Here is an 18317-nt window from a genome sequence, read left to right on the forward strand (position 1 = left end):
TCACTCACCTCCGGATTCGTAATCGGATTCGCCGGACTCTTCGAACTCTTCGGACTCTTCGTCGTCGGTGAACTCCATCTCGTCCTTCTCCTTCGCGCCGTAATCCTCGCCTATGTCCTTTTCGTCGATGCGTATCATGTTCTCGGCGGCGTCGTCGCCCAAGACCTCTGCGAACAGATCGTCCAGGTCTATCGCCTTGCCGCGCACGGACCTGGTCGGGTCGATCCCGTCCTCTCCGTACTTGAACTGTATTACCATCCCGATGGTATTCCTTACCGTGCCGTCGGAAGTCAGTTTAAGGTCCTCGAGTGCCGAAACCAGCCTCCTCTGCATGTAACCGGACCTCGACGTCCTTACGGCCGTATCGACCAGTCCTTCGCGGCCTCCCATGGAGTGGAAGAAGAACTCGGTCGGGGTGAGTCCGGACTTATACGAGTTGGAGCAGAATCCCCTTGCATATGCGCCCATGTCGCCCTTGTTGAAGTGCGACAGGGTCCTGTTCCAGTAACCTCTTGCCAACCTCTCTCCACGAACCGACTGCTGGCCGACGCATCCTGCCATCTGGGACAGGTTGAGCATCGAACCGCGGGCACCGGCCTTGGCCATTATGACGGCGGGGTTGCTCATACCGAGGTGTTTCCCTGCGATCTTACCGGCCTCGTCACGGGCGGCCCCCAGCTGGGACATGACCTTGACCTCCAGCGTTTCCCTGAGGGAGCGCCCGGGCATCTGCTCGAGCGTGCCTTCCTGGTACGACTCCACGAGCCTGGACACCTCGGAGATACACTCCTGGCTGAAGCTGTTGATCTGAAGAACCGCTTCCTCCGGTATGTCCTCGTCTCCGATTCCCGTGCTGAACCCGTGGTTCATCAGGGCACCGAGGGCCAGCCTGGTCACGTGGTTGATGAACTTGGTGGCCTCCTCGGACCCGTAGTCACGGGCGACACGGTCGACGATCTTGCCTTTGCTGTTACCTATCGCCTTGACGTCCACGGTACCGCATAGAAGCTGGGAGTGGCGTATCTTGACGTAAGCGTCGTACTCGCAGCTCTCCTTCCTGCACACCGAGCAGTTCTGGCATATGTTGGCCTTGAACGTGGTGCGGAAACCTTCCGGAAGAACGGCCGAGAACAGCTGTTTGCCTGTCCAGTACATGTTGCCTTTCTCATCGATCATGGGCTCCGGCATCTCGACGTCGGGCAGCTTGGACATTATGTTGGCCGCCTGGAACCTGTCGAAACGCGGGCTCATATGCGTGAGGAAGTAAGCTCCGGTTATGTGGTCGTGTATCGCCCCTATGATCGGGCCTCCGTACCTCGGGGAAAGAATGTTCTCCTGGACCTGCATGAGGATGCGGGCCTCGGCACGGGCCTCCTCGGACTGCAGGACGTGGAGATTCATCTCGTCCCCGTCGAAGTCTGCGTTGTAGGGGGGACAGTCGCATAGGTTGAACCTGAAAGTGCGTCCGTCCATGATCCTTACGCGGTGCGCCATCATGGACATCCTGTGCAGCGACGGCTGCCTGTTGAACAGGACGACATCGCCGTTTATCAGTTGCCTCTCGACCGTGTAATCCTGCTCGAGTCCTTCCGCGACGTCCTGTGCGTTGCGGTCGGTCACACGGATCCTTCTTCCGTCGGACCTTATGACGTAGTTCGCTCCGGGCACATAGACGCCTTCGTCGGGCGGTGTGGGCCCGCGTGCCACGAGCTCCTTGAGCTTATCGATGTTGTGTTCGTTGACGTGGACCGGGACCGTCAGCTCCCTGGCGGCGAAAGCGGGTATTCCCACGTCGTTGATGGAAAGCATCGGGTCGGGCGAAATGACCGTACGGGCAGAGAAGTTCACACGCTTACCTGAAAGGTTGGACCTGAAACGTCCCTCCTTTCCCTTAAGCCTCTGGGTCAGCGTCTTCAACGGGCGGCCGGACCTGTGCCTCGCGGGCGGGATTCCGGACGTCTGGTTGTCGAAGTACGTGGTTATGTGGTACTGCAGAAGCTCCCATAGGTCCTCGACGATCAGCTGGGGCGCACCGGCGTCGCGGTTCTCCCTGAGCCTCTGGTTGATCCTCAGGACGTCGACCATCTTATGGGTCAGGTCGTCCTCGGACCTGTCGCCCGAATCGAGCGTGATCGAAGGCCTGACTGTGACCGGCGGGACGGCCAATGCCGTCAGCACCATCCACTCGGGCCTGCAGGTCGAAGGGTCGAATCCCAAGGTTGCAAGGTCCTCGTCGGTGATGCGCTCGAGCCTCTCGCGGACCTCCTTGGGGGTCAGCTTGTGGTTGTCGTCGACCTCCCTGAAGGTCGTGGGCTTGTCGAGCTTTATCTTGATCTGTTCTGCGCTGCAGTACGGACAAAGGCCCTTGGTGGACGCTCCTTTGGCGGTGACCTTGGCGAAATTCTTTACGTCCATCGTGTCGCCGCCCAGCTCCTCCATGCGCTCCATGTCGTTCCTGGTCTCGCTTATCTGGTCCGGGGTCAGCATGAGCCTGCCGCAAGAGCGGCATGTGCTCTCAAGGAGCATCTTGATGTCCTTGACGAAGCCGACGTGTATTACCGGAAGGGCGAGATCTATGTGTCCGAAGTGCCCGGGGCATTCGTCCACTTTGCATCCGCAGGTCTTGCAGCGGAGCCCGGGCTCTATGACTCCCATGCGGGGGTCCATAAGTCCCATGTCGATCGGGTATCCCTCGTCGTCGTAGGTGTCCGCCGTAATTACTTTGGTGGCGGACATCTTCCTGATCTCCTCCGGGGAGATGCAGGAGAATTTGATCGAGCCGATCCTCTTCGTGATACCTCTCATCATCTTAAGTCCTCCAGCTGAAGCCTCATAGCGACACCGAGCGACAGCAACTCGTCCATGAGAAGCTTGAACGCATAAGATGTCTGCACGAGGTGGATGTTTGTCGTGTTCTTACATACCGGGCAGTAAAGGTTCCCGAACCTGTTCATTATTGCAACATGACCGCACTTCGGGTTCCCGCAGACGTACTGCTGGGTTCCGTCGGACTGGTCGAGCAGACGGTCTTTGATGACCATCGCCGCTCCGTGGCCTATCAGACAGTCACGCTCCATCTCACCGAACCTGAGACCTCCCTGTCTGGAACGCCCCTCGGTGGGCTGACGCGTAAGGATCTGGACCGGCCCTCTGGAACGTACGTGCAACTTTCCGCTGACCATGTGGTGCAGCTTCTCGTAGAAGATCACACCGGTGTAGATGTCCATCTGGATCATGTGGCCGGTTGTCCCGTCGTACATGACCTCTTTACCATCGTTCTTGAAACCGTTCCTGACCAGACCGTCACGTATCGACCCCTCGTTCTCTCCCGAGAACGCTGTTCCGTCGACGAGGCGGCCTTCCATGGACCCGACCCTCCCGGAGATCATTTCGAGCACGTGCCCGATGGTCATACGCGAAGGTATTCCGTGGGGGTTGACGACCAGGTCCGGTGTCACTCCCTGGCAGGTGAAGGGCATGTCGCACTGGTCCACCAGTTTGCCTATGACTCCCTTCTGTCCGAACCTTGAGCAGAACTTGTCTCCGAGCTCCGGAATCCTCTGGTCCCTCACTTTTACGCGGACAAGCCTCGAACCGTTCTCCGATTCCGTCACCATGACGGAGTCGACGTATCCGGTCTCTCCCGGCCTGACGGTAACCGACGTCTCCCTCCTCTTCTGCGGGGTCAGGAAGTCCGTCTCCTCCTCGAGGAATCTGGGAGGGGACGTCTTTCCGACGAGCACGTCGCTTCCGACGATCTCCGCCTCAGGATATATGAGCCCGTCTTCGCCCAACGAGGCGTAAGAAAGGTCCGTGCGTGCGCCCATCACGTCGGGGGACGGGACCTCGAAGTGGTCCTCCTGTCCTCCTGGATAGCGGCGCTCCTCCGAGCGGTAAGACCTCAGGAACGTGGAACGCCCGAGGCCCCTCTGAATGGAGCTCTTGTTCATGACCAATGCATCTTCTATGTTATAGCCGTGGTACGAAAGTACGGCGATGCAGAAGTTCTGGCCGGCGGGCCTCTGGTTGTAACCGATGAACTTCATCGTCTCGGTCTGAACCATCGGCACCTGGGGGTAGTGCATCAGGTGGCTTCTTGTGTCGGGCCTTATGCGGTAATTCGCCGCAGGGATCCCCAGCGCCTGTTTGGCCATTCCCGCTCCCATGGTGATACGGGGTGCGGAATTGTGCTCCGGGTACGGGACCACTCCGGCCGCCACTCCCAGGATGACCATCGGGTCCAGTTCCATGTGGGTGTGCTCCTTGGTGATCCTGTTGGGAACGGAGAATTCTCCGCCGCACCATTTGCACTTCAGTATCTCGTCCCCATCGTTGCCGGGGTTCATCCAGTCGGCGTCCATCGGCGAAAGGGTATGGTTGCAGTGCTCGCATCTGTCCGGAACATCGTAGGGATAGACGAGGACCAGCAGGTCTTCCTCTTCCTCGGCGTCGATCCATTCCACGATACCTTCGCGGAACAGGTCGCTCCATTTGACTTTGCCCTCGCGGATGCTCTCGAGGTGTTTTCTGGTGATCGTGGTCCTGCCGTCCTTGAGGATCAGCAACGGGCGCCTGAGGCGCCCCTCGTCGCAGTTGATGACGACCTCGTCCATCTCCTCGTCGTAGCGGATGTTGATCTCATTGGACAATATGCCGACCCTTCTGCGTTCCCTTATCTGGGACACCAGGTCTCTGGGCGAGTCGTGCGTTCCCACGAGGTCTCCGTTTACGAAGACACGCGTGCCGTTGTCCTTGACGGTTCCGAGACCGAGGTCGCGGAGCGTCCATTTGACGTCCTGGCCGGGGAATCCCTCCGAAACATCGATTATCAGGGCGGCGTTCTTTACCAGACCGCAGTTCTGTCCTTCCGGGGTTTCGGACGGGCAGAGTCTCCCCCACTGCGTGGGGTGCAGGTCACGGGCCTCGAAGTGAGGCTGACTCCTGGTCAGGGAAGAGGTTATCCTCCTGAGGTGGGACATCGCCGAAAGGTTGGACGTCCTGTCGAGAAGCTGAGAAACTCCTGCACGTCCGCCGACCCAGTTTCCGGTGGCGAGGGCGTGTAGCAGCTTGTGGGTGAGCAGGTCGGGGCGGATCGACGAAGCGATGTTGAGCTCGTTCCTCTTCCTTCCCCAATTTCTCTCGAGCTGGTACTTAAGGTCCTTCATGAGGCTGCTGAAACTTGTCCTGAAGAGGTCCTCCATCAGGTCTCCGGAGAGCTTGAGCCTCTTGTTGGCGTAGTGGTCCTTGTCGTCCTCTTTCCTCTTGCCGAGCGAAAGTTCGAGGACCGAGCGTGCGATACGGCCTAGGTAGATGGCCTTCTTCATGCGGTCCTCGGACGTGTCTCCGAGGTGGGGCAGCAGCGAGTGGTCGAGAATGCTCTCGACCTTCTTGGTCCTGTACTCTTTGGCCTGTCCGGCTGCGAAGTTCCTCTCGAGGAACAGGACCGCATCCTCGGTGGAGTGATAACCGTTCGGCGCGTACGTCTTTTTGTCGAGCGATGCCTCGATGTTGGCGTAAACGGTGTTGGTCATCGCGTCGTCGGATACGATCGTTTCGAATATCTCCTGGTCGGACTCCATTCCCAGCGCTTTCATCAGTGCGATGAGCGGGATGGAGCTCGATGCGACGGGGACGGATACCATGAGCATCCCGTCCTTCTTCTTCTCCACAAGGGTCAGGGCACGGTATCCTTCCCTCTGCGAGAATACTTTCGCGGCCTCCATGGCGGCGCCGTACTTCTCGTTGTATTCGACCATGACCCTGTTGGGGGCCAGGTCTTCGAGCGTTATCAGGGCCCTCTCGGTCCCTCCTATGATGAAGTATCCTCCGGGCTCCTCGGGATCCTCCTTGTTCGTGATCAGCGCCTTGTGATAATCCTCTTCCGAGAGGTTGCGGTCAAGCCTGCGGCCTATAACATCCCTGTTGAGGTTGCATCCTTTGGACTTGACCATCATCGGCATGTCTCCGACCCTGATCCATTTGTCGCCCTCGGGCATCGGTATTTCTTCCCCGTCCTCGAATACCTCGAAACGCACGTAAACGGGCGAGAGATAGTTGAGGTTCCTGAGCCTGGCCTCCATCGGCACCAGCTCATGGCTGTATCCGTTGGCCTCCGTGACCTTCGGGGGTTCGATGCGCACGGTGGGTTTGGATATCGGGTCTATGCCGCCCGCCTCTGTCCTGATCCTTCCGATGCGTATCTCGATGTTCCTTCCGCCGGTGCGTTCAGGGTCGAGCCTGATCGTTCCGCGGGCGGTATCGTCCGTCGGGACGCGGATGTCGTCGACGATCCTCTGCATCCTGCTGCTTGGATTGTCAGGTGTTGCCAGGAAGTCGTTGAACGACGAGAGGTGATGGTTCACTATGTTGCGTTCTGTAAAATAAAGGTCTACGAGATCTCTCATGCTTTTCCCCCCGTGATGAGTCTGTAGGCGACGAACTCCTCTGCTGTCTCACTTTTCCTTACTATTTTTACCACGCGGCCTTCGTCGATGGGGCCGTGTACGGATTCGAGCACCTTGATTCCGGCATCGCTCTTCTTGATCTTCGGAAGCTGGTCGCGGGTCATTCCCATTTCAGTAAGAACCACATCCGCATCTTCCTCGGATAGAAGGTGATGTTCGGGCACTAATCTGTGCTCGAGGACGTTAAACGAGATATTGTTTGTTGCCAAAGTTTCACCTACCTGCTGCCCCGCCACGGGTTTGCGGGTAATATGTTTTAAAATCTGTGAAGTCCACTTTCCTCATACTTGATCCGCCGTTCGATCGCTCATGAAGTCCATCAGCGGGCCTGAAGGGATTCGAACCCTTGACCACCTGATTAAAAGTCAGATGCTCTACCTAGCTGAGCTACAGGCCCTTAGATAGCTTAAGCTTGTAATGTGTGCTGAACTCTTTCTTATATATAAGGTCTTGTTTTGAACCGATTATCGCCCTCTGGCGGAGACACTGTGCGGACGGCATTTCATGCCGCTTCGGGCGTTCTGCAAGGCCTCGGAACATATCATATAAAGGTATCCCAATCGGGAAACGATATGGTCGACTCCCTCGAACTTAAGGTCGGAATGGCCCGCAGACAGTCGGAAACCGGCTACGGCAGGGCACGGATCGACTCGCCGTCCCGTTACGCGCTCGGCCTGGAGGTCGGCGACTCGGTGGAGATCTGCGGACGGAACTGCGTGGTCGCCAAAGTTTTCAAGGGGGACCCCGAGGACGAGGGAAGAGGGATCATCCGCATAGACGGGCTTACCCGCACCAGCGCCGGGATCGGTGTCGACGACACCGTCACTGTCAGGAAGTGCGCCCCCGCGCCGGCGGAGAAGGTCACGCTGGCCCCAAACATCCCGGAGGGGAAGAAGGCAAATTACGTGGAGGGCATAGAGGCCGTCTTCCTGAAGGACCTGACCGGAAGGCCGCTGGTCAAGGGGCTGGACATACTTCTGCCGAACGTGGCGTTGCTCGGCAACCGATCGACGTTCTCTGTGGTGGCGACGGTCCCCCAGGGACCGGTCGTGGTCGTTCCGGAGACGCTGATCGTCCTCAAGGACTCGCATGCCAGCGGCAGGAAGCTCCGGTGCGTCAACTACGACGACATCGGCGGACTGGACGGAGAGCTCAAGAGGATAAGGGAGCTCGTGGAGCTTCCTCTCAAGCACCCGGAGCTTTTCGAGAGGCTCGGAATCGCACCTCCGAGGGGCGTGCTGCTCTATGGTCCGTCGGGAACCGGAAAAACATTGATAGCCCAGGCCGTTGCGAGCGAGTCGGGAGCATCGTTCTACGCGGTGCAGGGCCCGGAGATCATGGGCAGCTATTACGGTCAGAGCGAGGAGCGCCTGCGCGACATATTCAAAGAAGCATCCGAAAATGCGCCCAGCATAGTGTTCCTGGACGAGATCGACTCCATAGCGCCCAGCAGGGACTCTGTCTCCGGCGAGGTCGAGAAAAGGGTCGTCGCCCAGTTGCTTACACTTATGGACGGGATGGGCGACCGGGAGGGCGTGATCGTGATCGGGGCCACCAACCGCGAGGATTCCATCGACCCGGCGCTAAGGAGGCCCGGGAGGTTCGACCGGGAAATCGAGATAGGCGTGCCGGGCAGATCCGCCAGAAAGGAGATTCTGGACGTCCACACGAGGAACATGCCTGTCGCCAGTGACGTAAAATCGGACGTGCTGGCGTCCATGACGCAGGGTTTCGTAGGTGCGGACCTGGCCTCCCTGTGCCGGGAGAGCGCGATGAAGTGCCTGAGCTCGCACATGGAAGAGCTGGACCTCGACAAGCCGATACCTCACAGCAAGCTCGCCGAGATGAAGGTTACGATGAAGGATTTCACGGATGCCCTGGCGGAAGTAGAGCCGAGCGGCATGAGGGAGGTCCTCGTCGAGATACCCAAGGTCACATGGGCGGACGTCGGCGGGCTGGACGCGATCAAGAAGGAGATCCGCGAGGTCTTCATGCCCAGCGAGGACGCCAAGGCGTTCGAGCGGCTGGGGATATGCCCGGGAAAGGGGCTCCTGCTGTACGGCCCTCCGGGCACAGGAAAAACGTTGATAGCCAAGGCCGTTGCGAACGAGTCCGGCGCGAACTTCATATCGGTCAGCGGGCCCGAGATGGCCAGCAAGTGGCTGGGAGAGACCGAGCGCGCGATCAGGCACGTTTTCAAGAGGGCGAAGCAGATGTCGCCCTGCATCATATTCTTCGACGAGCTGGATTCCATCGCGCCCCGGCGCGGGAACGGCGGGAACGGTTCCTGGGAGAGGGCCGTGGCACAGCTGCTCACGGCGATGGACGGCATAGAATCCATGGGGAACGTCATGGTTATGGCCGCCACGAACCGCCCGGATATGATAGACCCGGCGCTTCTGAGGCCCGGAAGGTTCGACCGCCTGGTGCTCGTCGGGAAACCAGACCTCAAGAGCCGCCTGAGGATCCTCGAGATACACACCGGGAAAATGCCTCTGGTCGACATAGACCTGATCGACGTTGCAACCGAGACCGACGGGTACGTGGGCGCGGACCTAGCCGCCCTGTGCAGGGAGGCGGGGCTCGCGGCTTACAGAGAGAACTCCGGGGCGGAGTTCGTCTGCAGGAAACATTTCACCGCCGCCATGAAGGTCGTAGGGCCGTCCGTGGGCCCGGAGACTTTCAAAAATTACGAAAGCATCGGGAGCGAGATTAAAAAGCGCAAGGATGGATGGGACGGGGTGCCGTTCTACGGGTGATTAAATGGTCAGTACCAAGTTCTTTTCAAGGGAGATCGTCGGCCTTACGGTCGAGACCGTCGCAGGGACGGCTGTAGGAATTTTAGACGACATCGTCATAGATACCGAAAACGGGCGCATCAAGTACCTGCTGGTAAAGCCTGCCGGTGCGGTGATTAACGGCCCGGCGAAGGTGGACGAGGCGGGTCGGCTGGTGGTCGAGACCGACCGCCTGCGCATAGACGGCGGCAAAGTGATAATCAACTGATCCTCTTTACCATATAAGGGCGGTCCAGTTCGTAACCCATGGCCCTGTAGAAACCGCGGGCCCCGGGGCCGCACGTGACCCTTACGACGGAGGCGCCCGCCGATGCGGCGACCTCCTCGGCCTTGGATATCAGATTTACGTCATACCCTCTGCGCTGCCATGACCCTGTGCCGGAGATCGGCGTGAAGCTCCCGGATATTTTCATATCCCTTATCGCTGCGGTTCCCGAACCGTCCGTCCTCAGACGCACATATCCTACGACCGAGTCCCTGAACTCATAGCTGATAAAATGCTCTGTGCCGCCCGACGCCTCATACTCGACGGCCCTTAACTCGGCCTCCCCGGGGTCCTTCGGCTCTTCGCCGGTGTGCCCGACCTCGCGACAGCGCAGGCAGCGGCACTTCCTCCCCTGCTCGGCCATACGGTCCTGCACCAGCTGCCTCAGGTTGCTCTTCAGTATCCCGGCCGCTATTTCAGGTACGGGTATGTCCCTCTGTATCCTCTGGATACGTACATATTCTGGAACGATGGCCTTCATCTCCGCCAAAAGTGCGACGGCTTCCTCCGTACCGTACGGCTCGTAACCTCCGTCCTTCCAAAGGTCGTAAAGCCGGGTGCCGGGGATGACCAGCGTGGTGTAGAACTTGAAGCCGTCCGGCCGAAAGTCCGGGTCGGAGAATATGCGCCTGAAGCACTCCATGTCCTTGCCCGGGTCCGACCCCGGCAGACCGGGCATGATATGGTATCCGACAGGAATGCCGGCCTCCTTGGAGGCGCGGGTGGACGCTATGATGTCCTCCACCGTGTGGCCGCGGTTAACGGCTCCCAGTATTTCGTCGTCGAGTATCTGAACGCCTATCTCGACCCTTGTCGCCCCAAGCCTCATGGCGTCCTGTGCCTCGGCGGGGCTGAAGGTATCGGGACGGGTTTCCACGGCCATTGCGACACAGCGGTGATCCGCATTCTCATTGAGGTCCTGGGCGGACACCAGGTCCGCGGAGTCTGTCCCGTTCATGGCGTCAAAGCACCTTTTGACAAACCACTCCTTGTATTCGGGGTCCCTGCACGTGAACGTGCCGCCCATCACGATCAGGTCGATCTTGGATGCGTCGTGACCTATTACCTCCAGCTGGTGTATCCTGTCTGTTACCTGCATGTAGGGGTCGTAGAGGTTTCTGCCCGCGCGGCGGGCGGCCGGTTCTTTTCCGGTGTATGACTGCGGAGATCCGTTCTCTACTCCCCCGGGGCAGAACGTGCATTTGCCATGGGGGCATGGGTGAGGCGATGCCATAACGGCGACGACCGCGGTGCCGCTGGCAGTACGCATCGGTTTTTTTATCAGCAACGGGAGAATGAGCTCCCTGTCATCATCGGCCACCTCGGCCAGTATCTCGGAGTTCGGCGGGACGTTCTTGAGGCCCAGCTCCCCGCACAGCTTTATCTTGCAGTCCTGCAGCTCGTCGCGGGTCGATATATCTCCGCACTTGACCGCCTCTATCAGACGTTCGGCGATTTTTGACATTTCTCATCCGTAGTAGATGTCGTTGGCCGCGTGCTGTTTCTCGTCGGGCGCCTGCTCGACCAGCGCCATGCATGCGATCGCCGCGGCGGGTATGTAGAATATCCTTCCCGACGAATCGATTACGACCGCTGTCTCCGAACCTATCATCGTGTATCCGCGGAAAGACCCGGTCACGCTGTCGCTCTCCTTACCATATCTTATTGTATAGACGGAGCCGGGGCGGAGCTCGTAGCTTCTGTCTTCCGCCACCTTCATCCCTTCCTTTTTACGAAGAGGTCCTGGAGGTGGTCGACGGTGCACTTGTAGTTGTCCATCGCCATTTTCACATTGGCCTCGGTGAAGCTCCATGCCTTGCTCAGGTCCCCGTACCTTATGCGGTATCCCTTCCTTTTCTGGCCTTCGAACTCCGCGTCGACCCCTTCCAGGATGTCGAGCGATTTCAGCTTGTTGATGTGCCTGTATATCGTGGGCCTGGTGGTCCCTAAGAGAAGTGAGAGCTCCTCGACCGTCCATGCTTTAGAGGTATTGCCCATGAAATAGTCCATGAACATGCGGTACGGGACACTGTCCCTGAGGCCCGTGGCCGAGGTCTTGGGGTCGTACCCCTTGGGAATATATCCTATCTGTATCAGAAATGTCTCCGCCACGATGTCGACGTCCGGGACGGCGTTCATCGGCGTGTTGCTAACTACCTGGAGCTGGAACAATTTGCCACCTTTCTGCGAGAATAGTAAAGGTGGTATTTTAATTTTTCAAAGAATGCTCTGCAGACGATCGATCGCACGAAGAATGCTGCCGGTTGGGATGACCCTGGAAACGGGAATTGTCAATATCTTTTCCACTGTGGGCGCCACTATCGGTGCACACACCACGGCCAGAGCGCCGTCGCGCTCCGCCCGCACCGCCGCGATGATCGCATCCTCGACCGTGTTAACGGGATATTCCCTTAGAGGGATCACCCTGCCGTTTAAATCCACCGTACCCGGAATCAGGTCCATGGACACATTTGACGCTATTATCGCGATGAAATGTTCGGCCGCGGGGTCCGCCAGTGTCCGAACGGCTTTCACAATCTCCCTCACGGTGCGTATGTTGGGCTCGCGCTTCTCTTCCAGTATCTTGTACATTGTGGACGGCGAAAGACCCGACGCGGCGCAGAACTCGCTCAATGTCATATCGAGCTCGTCCTCGAGCACGGAGCGCAGGGCCTTCTGGAATTCGCCCTCCTCTCTGAGCATTCCTGCGATCAGGTCGTCCACCGTCATTTTGTGCCCTTCACGTAGTCGGCCGCCGCGAGACCGGCCATACATCCCTGGCCTACCGCCCTGGCCACCTGCCATGGCTTACCGACGACGTCGCCGCATGCGAACAATCCCAGAACCTTGGTGGCATATTTCGCATCCACTTTGATCGTGTCGTCCATTTCGGGCATGAGGTCCATGTCCATCACGAGGTCGGCCGCCGATTTGGCACCGAGCTCGATGAACACGCCGTCCAGGTCGATCTCGGTGTCGTCCCCGAGGACCAGCGACCCGACCTTACCGTCGCCGCGGATCTCCTTCGGCGACGTGTCCTTCATAACCACCCCTGCCAGCATCGCACGGTCGACCAGCGCCTTGGCCGCCTTGGGCCCTTTGGTGATCCAATATACCTGCGTGGCATACTTCGTCATGAGTTCTGCAGCCATCGCCGCCTCCGTCTCATCGCCTATTATGGCCACCGTCTTGCCCTTGAAGAAATTGCAATCGCATACCGAGCAGTAGCTGACGCCCTTTCCGATGAACTCCTTCTCGCCGGGTATGCCGAGCTTGACCCTGGATATGCCCGTGGCCATTATCACGGATTTCGCGGTGTACTCCTTCCCGGACTCGGTCCTGATGATGAACGACTTGCCGTCGCGTTCGGCCGTGATCACGTTCTCTTCGACGAACTCGGCGCCGAAGGATTTGACCTGCGTTATCCCGTTGTCCAGCAGGTCCCGCCCTTTGACGGGACCGATAACTCCGAAATAGTTCTCGATCTGGGCATCGGCCACGGCAGAGTTGGACGGCTTCCCGATGATAACTGTCGACACTTTCCGCCTGGCCGCATATATGGCCGCCTGTATCCCCGAGGGGCCGGCACCTATCACTACGACGTCAGTTTCCATTTTAGATTCCGCTCATTATCTTGAGGATGTCGTCCTTAGGTCTGAGCCCTACAAGCGTCTGGACAAGGACGCCGTCCTTGAACACCAGCAGTGTGGGGATGGCGTTTATCCTGAACCTCGCTGAGATCGCCTGGTTCTCATCGGTGTTGAGCTTGGCGACCGCAAAGTCCTTTGTCTCCGATGATATCTCATCTATGATCGGGCCCATCCTCCTGCAGGGTCCGCACCAGGGCGCCCAGCAGTCTATAAGGACCTTGTTATTGCTGCCTATGAAACTGTCAAAGTTAGACTCGTTCAATTCTGTTACCATATCTTTAGCCTCCGTCTGTTATCAGAGGGAATAAATAAATAGCTTACACCATAAGAGGATAGAGAAACCGCAATGTTGGAAACGCTGTCGAACATCATGGGATTGGAGATATACGAACCGCGCGGACTTTTTGTCGGGACGGTCGACGAGATCGTTATCGATGTGTCGACCATGCGTGCTTGCGGCCTTTATGTAGAACAGGCTAACCCGGCGATAGTCGATGAAGGCATCGCGATATCGATACCGTTCGGATGGGTCCGAGGCATCGGGGATGCTGTGATCCTCAGAACTTTTCCTGAGAGCGTCGGCGCTGACACTGATTCTCGACAGGATATTCCCCTGTCATTTCAACGATGAGGTCCAGATCGAAGCCCACCTTGTCAGAGAGCTCCCTGTGGAGCGCTATTATGCGGTCGGCTCCTTTGGGTGCCCCTTTGCTTCGGAGCTTCTCGGCCGGTACACGGTGGGATACCAACGCCGAATCGCTCACCAGATTGTCGGCCGCAGCCACTATCTTCTGCTCGATGGTCCTTGGAATATAGTCTCCGCTAGGCAGCCCGAACATCGCTATGTCCTCTTCGTCCAGCCCGGCACCGGTGTGTCTGCGTATTATTTCGACGAGCTCTTCGGGAAGGCCTAGCTTTCCGGCCATCTCCGCGCCGACGACGGCATGCATTATCGTATGGTCCTTAGACCTCCCGATGTCATGAAGCAACGCTCCGGCCGTTACGAGGTCGCGGTCGGCGCCGGGAATGCGCTCCGACATTATATCTGCCACCACACGGACCGTGCGGCAGTGGACCATAACTCGCTGAGAACACCCGGCATCCTTCAGTATTTTGAGGCACTCTTTATCATCTGGGTATGTTCTCGACAACCGTCTTCCCCCTCTCGTTCGGTATAACTGTCATCTTACCTTCTCTATCAGAGTAGAGCGCCTTTCCGTCGGTAAAGCAATAGAGGAAAATAGCCAGCGCGGCTATCTCCGAATGTGGCTGATTTCCGACAGAAATGTTGAAATCGGCACGCTGATAAACTTCGGGCGGGACCTTCTCTGCGCCGACTATGACCATAAGATCTTTGTCTCTGGGTATTTTAGGCAGAGCTTCGTCCATCCTCTGCCCGTACATCGTGAGATGAACGACGGTGCCTTCGAATTTCCCGACGGCCTCCCGCCATTTGACGCCCGTCTCGATCGTGTAAGAACCGCCGAATCTGTCCGCAACGCTCCGGATTCCCTCTTCGAGCTTGGGGTCGTAGGTATCAACGCATATGCCGCTGGCACCCAGCGCCCTGGATGAAAGGGCAACATGCGTGGTCACCCTCTTGTCTCTCTCGGGCCTATGACCGATCCTCATTATCCGTATCTCGGACATGTTTACTCTTCTTTTATCGGCTCTATCCTGTGGCCCCTGTAGTCCATCCTGACGGACCTTCTGACGAGACTCTTCAACATCGTGGATGTAAGTCCCATCGCCTCCGCGACATCGCCGGAGAACCTGCCTGCCGAGCCTAGCTCCGCAAGGATCTTCTCCTCGAGCACGGTATATTCCTCGTTGCTCATCATAGCGGCCGCCAAAACATCGCTTATCTCATACACTGGCCACTGCGAGTTTATGCTGAAGGACGTGTAATATGAATGGTATGATTTTTCTGGATAGCTTCCATCGGTGGAAAGCCATCTGGTTTCGACCAACTTCATTTTTTCGAAGAAAACGAGCGCATCTTTTCCTTCCTGGCCGTATTTTTCCTCGATCTCTCCGACCGTTCTCCATTCCAAGGTCACTTCCTTTAGTATCTCCCTTTTTATGGGCGTATCAACGGACCTGAGCATCGGTACCAGCTCGGACGGCTCGTTGATGACCTTGATCTTGTTCATGAACCTATAGGGATAACTTGTGGATATAATATTATTTCTAAAGAAATTGGCAATTTGTGTGCAATCCCGGATATTTCGCATGTATTTTAACCACTCGGTTCGCAGAACAACAACGCTGGATCATGTCCGAATCACATCCATTATACTGCCCAAACGTCTGCGAGCAACATAAATTAATTTGTCGCTGGCACATAATTATTGGAAGTACGCCTCCCCGTAAATGGCCCCTAAAGCTTTATTTATTGGTCGTACCTTCCATACTGCAATGGCTAAAAAGAGAGAGCCCGAACTGAGATTCCAGTGCCTTAAGTGCTACAAGACCTACAAGGGTCTGGAAGCCGAGCAGAAAGCTCTGGATTGCTGCGGGTCGTTCATCCAAGGGTACTGGAAGTACTACTCGAGATGGGGCGACAAGATGAAGTGGTACGGCCGCTGATCGCCAGTCGTGCCGTTGCCCCGTTTTTTGCATTTGGGGCGTTAAACCGAACGTGTATAGTGGTAGGTATCGGCATGGACGAAGAGAGCAAACTGACCAGCGGGGCATATAAGGAAATCGAGCTCATAGAGCGCCACATCAAAATGCTCATGATAACCAAAGAGAACCAGCCGGTCGGCATAATCAGACTTTCCGAGATGCTGGAACTGCCCCGCCACAAGGTGCGCTACTCCCTGAGGATGCTGGAGCGCGACGGTGTCATCGTGGCGACACCGGACGGCGCGGTCGTATCCGATAAGTACGAAATCTTCATGAACGAAATGTCACAGTACCTTAACGAGCTTAAAGAACGGATCGAGGAGGTCCGCGCGCAAATTCCAAATACGTAACGCTTTAATACGAGCCATCCTTTGCACTTGACAGGCCGTCGTAGCTCAGTTGGTAGAGCGTGTGACTGTTAATCACAAGGTCCACGGTTCGAGCCCGTGCGACGGCGCCACTTTTTTCTCGATAGATTTTTATCCTATTCCTCTTCTAACCGTCCCTGGGGGCTCGTAGCTTAGTTGGTAGAGCGCCCGGCTCATAACCGGGTGGTCGTCGGTTCAAATCCGACCGGGCCCACTTCAATTTTTCCATAGTATTTCCAGCTAATGTGCCATAGTGTTTTTTTTGGCCACTTTTATCGATTTTTCGAAGGCGTGTATTCGACGAATCGGAAAGGCTTAATATAGAAGTAGGCGTGTCTGCTTTCTATAAATACAGGTCGCAAACGCGGCCTTTTCCGAGGAAGACCAATGGTGGAAATTACAATTAAAGCAGAAGCGCCTAAGTCGATCAAGCTCCCCCGAATACAGAAAGAACTTACGCAGTGTGTCCAGTGCGGTTACTGCATCTCTGTGTGCGAGGCCCACGGGCAGACCCCCTGGGAGTCTGTGACCCCCAGAGGAAAAATCTACTACCTGAACCAGCTTGACAAGGTCGGCATGGGCGTCGAGGACAGGCTCCTCGGAAGGAAGGTCACTGTCAGCCCGGAGTTCGTCGACGCCATTTACAAATGCACAGGCTGCGGAAACTGCGAAGCGGTCTGCCACGCCAACATCCACCTTGTAGCGCTCTGGGAGAACGTCAGGGCATGGCTTGTCAAGAACGATTATGGACCGATGCCCGCCCATAAGGCCATGCACGAGAAGATAGCGGCCAACCACAACCCCTACGGCGAGCCGGACGAAACAAGGTCCGCATGGTGGCCCAAGGATGTTGAGAACACCGCCGTTCCCGACGTCATATTCTTTGCGGGATGCACGGCATCCTACAGGATGATGGAGATCGCCAAGGCCGGTGTGACTGTCCTGTCCCGCGCCGGTGTGAAGATCGGCACCATGGGATCTGAAGAATGGTGCTGCACCTCCCCGCTGATCAGGACCGGGGACAGGGAGCTTTCGCTCGAATTTTCGCAGCACACCGTCGAGACGGCTGACGGAACCGGCGCCAAGGACATGGTGATGACCTGCTCCGGATGCTACAAGACGATCCTCAACGATGCGGGTAAATTCTACTCCAAACCCGGACAGAACGTGTACCACTTCTCACAGTACGTCGAGAGGCTCATCGCGGAGAGGAAACTTCCGCTCAACAACGAGTTCAAAGCAAAGGCGACCTACCACGACCCGTGCCACCTCGGAAGGCATGCGGGAGTGTTCGAACCGCCCAGAAACGTGATCAAGAAGATCAAAGGCATCGAATTTGTGGAGATGTACCGCAGCAGAGACATATCCAGGTGTTGCGGTGCAGGCGGAGGATACAAGAGCCAGTACGGAGACTATGCCGTTAACGTGGCTGCCGAGAGGATTGCCGATGCGGAAGAGGTCGGAGCCGACCTCATAATATCTTGCTGTCCGTTCTGTGTCCTGAATCTCAGGGCGGGAGCCAAAAAGGCAGGTTCCAAGATTAAAGTGATGGACCTATCCGAGGTCCTGCTGCAAGTCACGGCCCCCAAGCAGGAAGGGCCGGCCAAGGAAGCCGATAAACCTGCGGCAAAGACCGAGGCCGTGCCGGCCAAGGTGGCGGAGGCCCCTAAGGAAGTCGCGAAACAACAGGTGACCCCTAAGGAAGTCGCTAAGCCTGTCGAAACACCCAGGGAGGTCGCGAAACAACAGGTGACCCCTAAGGAAGTTGTCAAGACCGAAGTTATCGCAGAATCGCCCGGATGGGTCGAGAACGAGACCGAAGAAGTATACATCGACGACTACACCGACAAATCTCCTGAGGCGCTCGTCAGAAGGTCTGCATGGAACAACGGGCTGAGGTGCAGAAGGGACTACGGAATCGAACGCATACCCGTCGCCTTCGTGAAGGGGAGGGTAGCCGTCTTCGTACAACCCAGAAATTCAGACAGGACGATGGACAGCAAGCTCAGAGCCAAAGGCTGGACCGTCCTCCGGTACAATGAGGAGGACATCACCGACGGTGCAGAGCAGGGCGAGGAGATCGCCAAGGCCGTTAAGGAGAACCTCAGGGCCGCCAAGAAAAAGAAGAAGCGGTAAATCGAGTG

General features: G+C 57.3%; 17 protein-coding genes and 3 tRNA genes. 7 read left to right on the forward strand and 13 right to left on the reverse strand.

The window, feature by feature from the left end; translation table 11 throughout:
* The 4 genes from VB016_06370 to VB016_06385 all read right to left on the reverse strand — a co-directional run bounded on the left by VB016_06370 (position 1) and on the right by VB016_06385 (position 6861).
* Complete coding sequence (locus VB016_06370; GenBank protein MEA4978151.1) at positions 1-2808, reverse strand: DNA-directed RNA polymerase subunit A'; 2808 nt, start codon at positions 2806-2808, stop codon at positions 1-3.
* Positions 2805-6404 carry a DNA-directed RNA polymerase subunit B gene (locus VB016_06375; GenBank protein MEA4978152.1) on the reverse strand — a complete coding sequence of 1200 codons (3600 nt, stop codon included), beginning with the start codon at positions 6402-6404 and terminating at the stop codon, positions 2805-2807. Before VB016_06375 ends, VB016_06370 begins: the two co-directional genes overlap by 4 nt.
* Entirely contained in the window at positions 6401-6673 is a 273-nt protein-coding gene (locus tag VB016_06380) for a DNA-directed RNA polymerase subunit H (protein ID MEA4978153.1), read from the reverse strand. Before VB016_06380 ends, VB016_06375 begins: the two co-directional genes overlap by 4 nt.
* 114 nt (positions 6674-6787) lie before the next feature.
* Positions 6788-6861 (reverse strand) — tRNA-Lys (locus VB016_06385).
* 175 nt (positions 6862-7036) lie between these two features.
* On the opposite strand from VB016_06385, the gene VB016_06390 reads away from it, so the two are divergent.
* Together VB016_06390 and VB016_06395 are read left to right on the forward strand one after the other, a co-directional pair.
* Positions 7037-9223 (forward strand): CDC48 family AAA ATPase, encoded by a 2187-nt coding sequence (locus tag VB016_06390; protein MEA4978154.1) that lies wholly within the window; start codon positions 7037-7039, stop codon positions 9221-9223.
* 4 nt (positions 9224-9227) lie between these two features.
* Complete coding sequence (locus tag VB016_06395) at positions 9228-9470, forward strand: PRC-barrel domain-containing protein (protein MEA4978155.1); 243 nt, start codon at positions 9228-9230, stop codon at positions 9468-9470.
* Here the strand turns inward: VB016_06395 and VB016_06400 are convergent.
* The 9 genes from VB016_06400 to VB016_06440 form a co-directional block, all read right to left on the reverse strand.
* A complete protein-coding gene (locus VB016_06400) occupies positions 9463-10992 on the reverse strand; it encodes a tRNA uridine(34) 5-carboxymethylaminomethyl modification radical SAM/GNAT enzyme Elp3 (protein MEA4978156.1) in 1530 nt (509 codons plus the stop codon). The two genes, VB016_06395 and VB016_06400, sit on opposite strands and share 8 nt — an antisense overlap.
* 3 nt (positions 10993-10995) lie before the next feature.
* Positions 10996-11241 carry a hypothetical protein gene (locus tag VB016_06405; protein ID MEA4978157.1) on the reverse strand — a complete coding sequence of 82 codons (246 nt, stop codon included), beginning with the start codon at positions 11239-11241 and terminating at the stop codon, positions 10996-10998.
* A gap of 2 nt (positions 11242-11243) precedes the next feature.
* Positions 11244-11699: a helix-turn-helix domain-containing protein gene (locus VB016_06410; protein MEA4978158.1), complete on the reverse strand. Its 456-nt coding sequence runs from the start codon at positions 11697-11699 to the stop codon at positions 11244-11246.
* 45 nt (positions 11700-11744) lie between these two features.
* Entirely contained in the window at positions 11745-12257 is a 513-nt protein-coding gene (locus tag VB016_06415) for a helix-turn-helix domain-containing protein (GenBank protein MEA4978159.1), read from the reverse strand.
* The gene (locus VB016_06420) at positions 12254-13141 is read right to left on the reverse strand and encodes an FAD-dependent oxidoreductase (GenBank protein MEA4978160.1); all 888 of its coding nucleotides are present in this window, start codon (positions 13139-13141) and stop codon (positions 12254-12256) included. Before VB016_06420 ends, VB016_06415 begins: the two co-directional genes overlap by 4 nt.
* Before the next feature lies 1 nt (position 13142).
* Positions 13143-13451, reverse strand: coding sequence for a thioredoxin (trxA, locus tag VB016_06425; protein ID MEA4978161.1), 309 nt, complete (start codon positions 13449-13451; stop codon positions 13143-13145).
* A gap of 283 nt (positions 13452-13734) precedes the next feature.
* On the reverse strand, positions 13735-14328 hold the full coding sequence (locus VB016_06430; GenBank protein ID MEA4978162.1) for an HDIG domain-containing protein: 594 nt from the start codon (positions 14326-14328) through the stop codon (positions 13735-13737).
* Entirely contained in the window at positions 14306-14827 is a 522-nt protein-coding gene (locus VB016_06435) for a tRNA (cytidine(56)-2'-O)-methyltransferase (GenBank protein ID MEA4978163.1), read from the reverse strand. The genes VB016_06430 and VB016_06435 overlap by 23 nt, the downstream gene beginning before the upstream one ends.
* Before the next feature lie 2 nt (positions 14828-14829).
* On the reverse strand, positions 14830-15330 hold the full coding sequence (locus VB016_06440; GenBank protein MEA4978164.1) for an ArsR family transcriptional regulator: 501 nt from the start codon (positions 15328-15330) through the stop codon (positions 14830-14832).
* Positions 15331-15595: 265 nt separating this feature from the next.
* Here VB016_06440 and VB016_06445 point away from each other — a divergent pair, with 265 nt between their 5' ends.
* The 5 genes from VB016_06445 (at position 15596) to VB016_06465 (ending at position 18309) form a co-directional block, all read left to right on the forward strand.
* The gene (locus tag VB016_06445; GenBank protein ID MEA4978165.1) at positions 15596-15766 is read left to right on the forward strand and encodes a hypothetical protein; all 171 of its coding nucleotides are present in this window, start codon (positions 15596-15598) and stop codon (positions 15764-15766) included.
* A gap of 74 nt (positions 15767-15840) precedes the next feature.
* Positions 15841-16155, forward strand: a complete 315-nt coding sequence (locus VB016_06450; GenBank protein ID MEA4978166.1) for a hypothetical protein — start codon at positions 15841-15843, stop codon at positions 16153-16155.
* A gap of 34 nt (positions 16156-16189) precedes the next feature.
* Positions 16190-16265, forward strand: a tRNA-Asn gene (locus tag VB016_06455).
* A 49-nt stretch (positions 16266-16314) separates the two neighbouring features.
* Positions 16315-16387: transfer RNA gene (locus VB016_06460), tRNA-Ile, on the forward strand.
* A gap of 173 nt (positions 16388-16560) precedes the next feature.
* Entirely contained in the window at positions 16561-18309 is a 1749-nt protein-coding gene (locus VB016_06465; GenBank protein ID MEA4978167.1) for a heterodisulfide reductase-related iron-sulfur binding cluster, read from the forward strand.
* Positions 18310-18317: the final 8 nt, after the last annotated feature.

It is taken from the genome of Methanomassiliicoccaceae archaeon, assembly GCA_034928305.1.
Classification (GTDB): Archaea; Thermoplasmatota; Thermoplasmata; order Methanomassiliicoccales; family Methanomethylophilaceae; genus VadinCA11.

Bases quoted from the DNA above. Each gene is read 5' to 3' on its own strand.
- VB016_06420 (MEA4978160.1), bottom strand. From the start codon at position 13,141: ATGGAAACTGACGTCGTAGTGATAGGTGCCGGCCCCTCGGGGATACAG.
- VB016_06400 (MEA4978156.1), bottom strand. From the start codon at position 10,992: ATGTCAAAAATCGCCGAACGTCTGATAGAGGCGGTCAAGTGCGGAGAT.
- trxA (MEA4978161.1), bottom strand. From the start codon at position 13,451: ATGGTAACAGAATTGAACGAGTCTAACTTTGACAGTTTCATAGGCAGC.
- VB016_06445 (MEA4978165.1), top strand. From the start codon at position 15,596: ATGGCTAAAAAGAGAGAGCCCGAACTGAGATTCCAGTGCCTTAAGTGC.
- VB016_06395 (MEA4978155.1), top strand. From the start codon at position 9,228: ATGGTCAGTACCAAGTTCTTTTCAAGGGAGATCGTCGGCCTTACGGTC.
- VB016_06450 (MEA4978166.1), top strand. From the start codon at position 15,841: ATGGACGAAGAGAGCAAACTGACCAGCGGGGCATATAAGGAAATCGAG.
- VB016_06435 (MEA4978163.1), bottom strand. From the start codon at position 14,827: ATGTCCGAGATACGGATAATGAGGATCGGTCATAGGCCCGAGAGAGAC.
- VB016_06375 (MEA4978152.1), bottom strand. From the start codon at position 6,404: ATGAGAGATCTCGTAGACCTTTATTTTACAGAACGCAACATAGTGAAC.
- VB016_06370 (MEA4978151.1), bottom strand. From the start codon at position 2,808: ATGATGAGAGGTATCACGAAGAGGATCGGCTCGATCAAATTCTCCTGC.
- VB016_06440 (MEA4978164.1), bottom strand. From the start codon at position 15,330: ATGAACAAGATCAAGGTCATCAACGAGCCGTCCGAGCTGGTACCGATG.
- VB016_06390 (MEA4978154.1), top strand. From the start codon at position 7,037: ATGGTCGACTCCCTCGAACTTAAGGTCGGAATGGCCCGCAGACAGTCG.
- VB016_06465 (MEA4978167.1), top strand. From the start codon at position 16,561: ATGGTGGAAATTACAATTAAAGCAGAAGCGCCTAAGTCGATCAAGCTC.
- VB016_06415 (MEA4978159.1), bottom strand. From the start codon at position 12,257: ATGACGGTGGACGACCTGATCGCAGGAATGCTCAGAGAGGAGGGCGAA.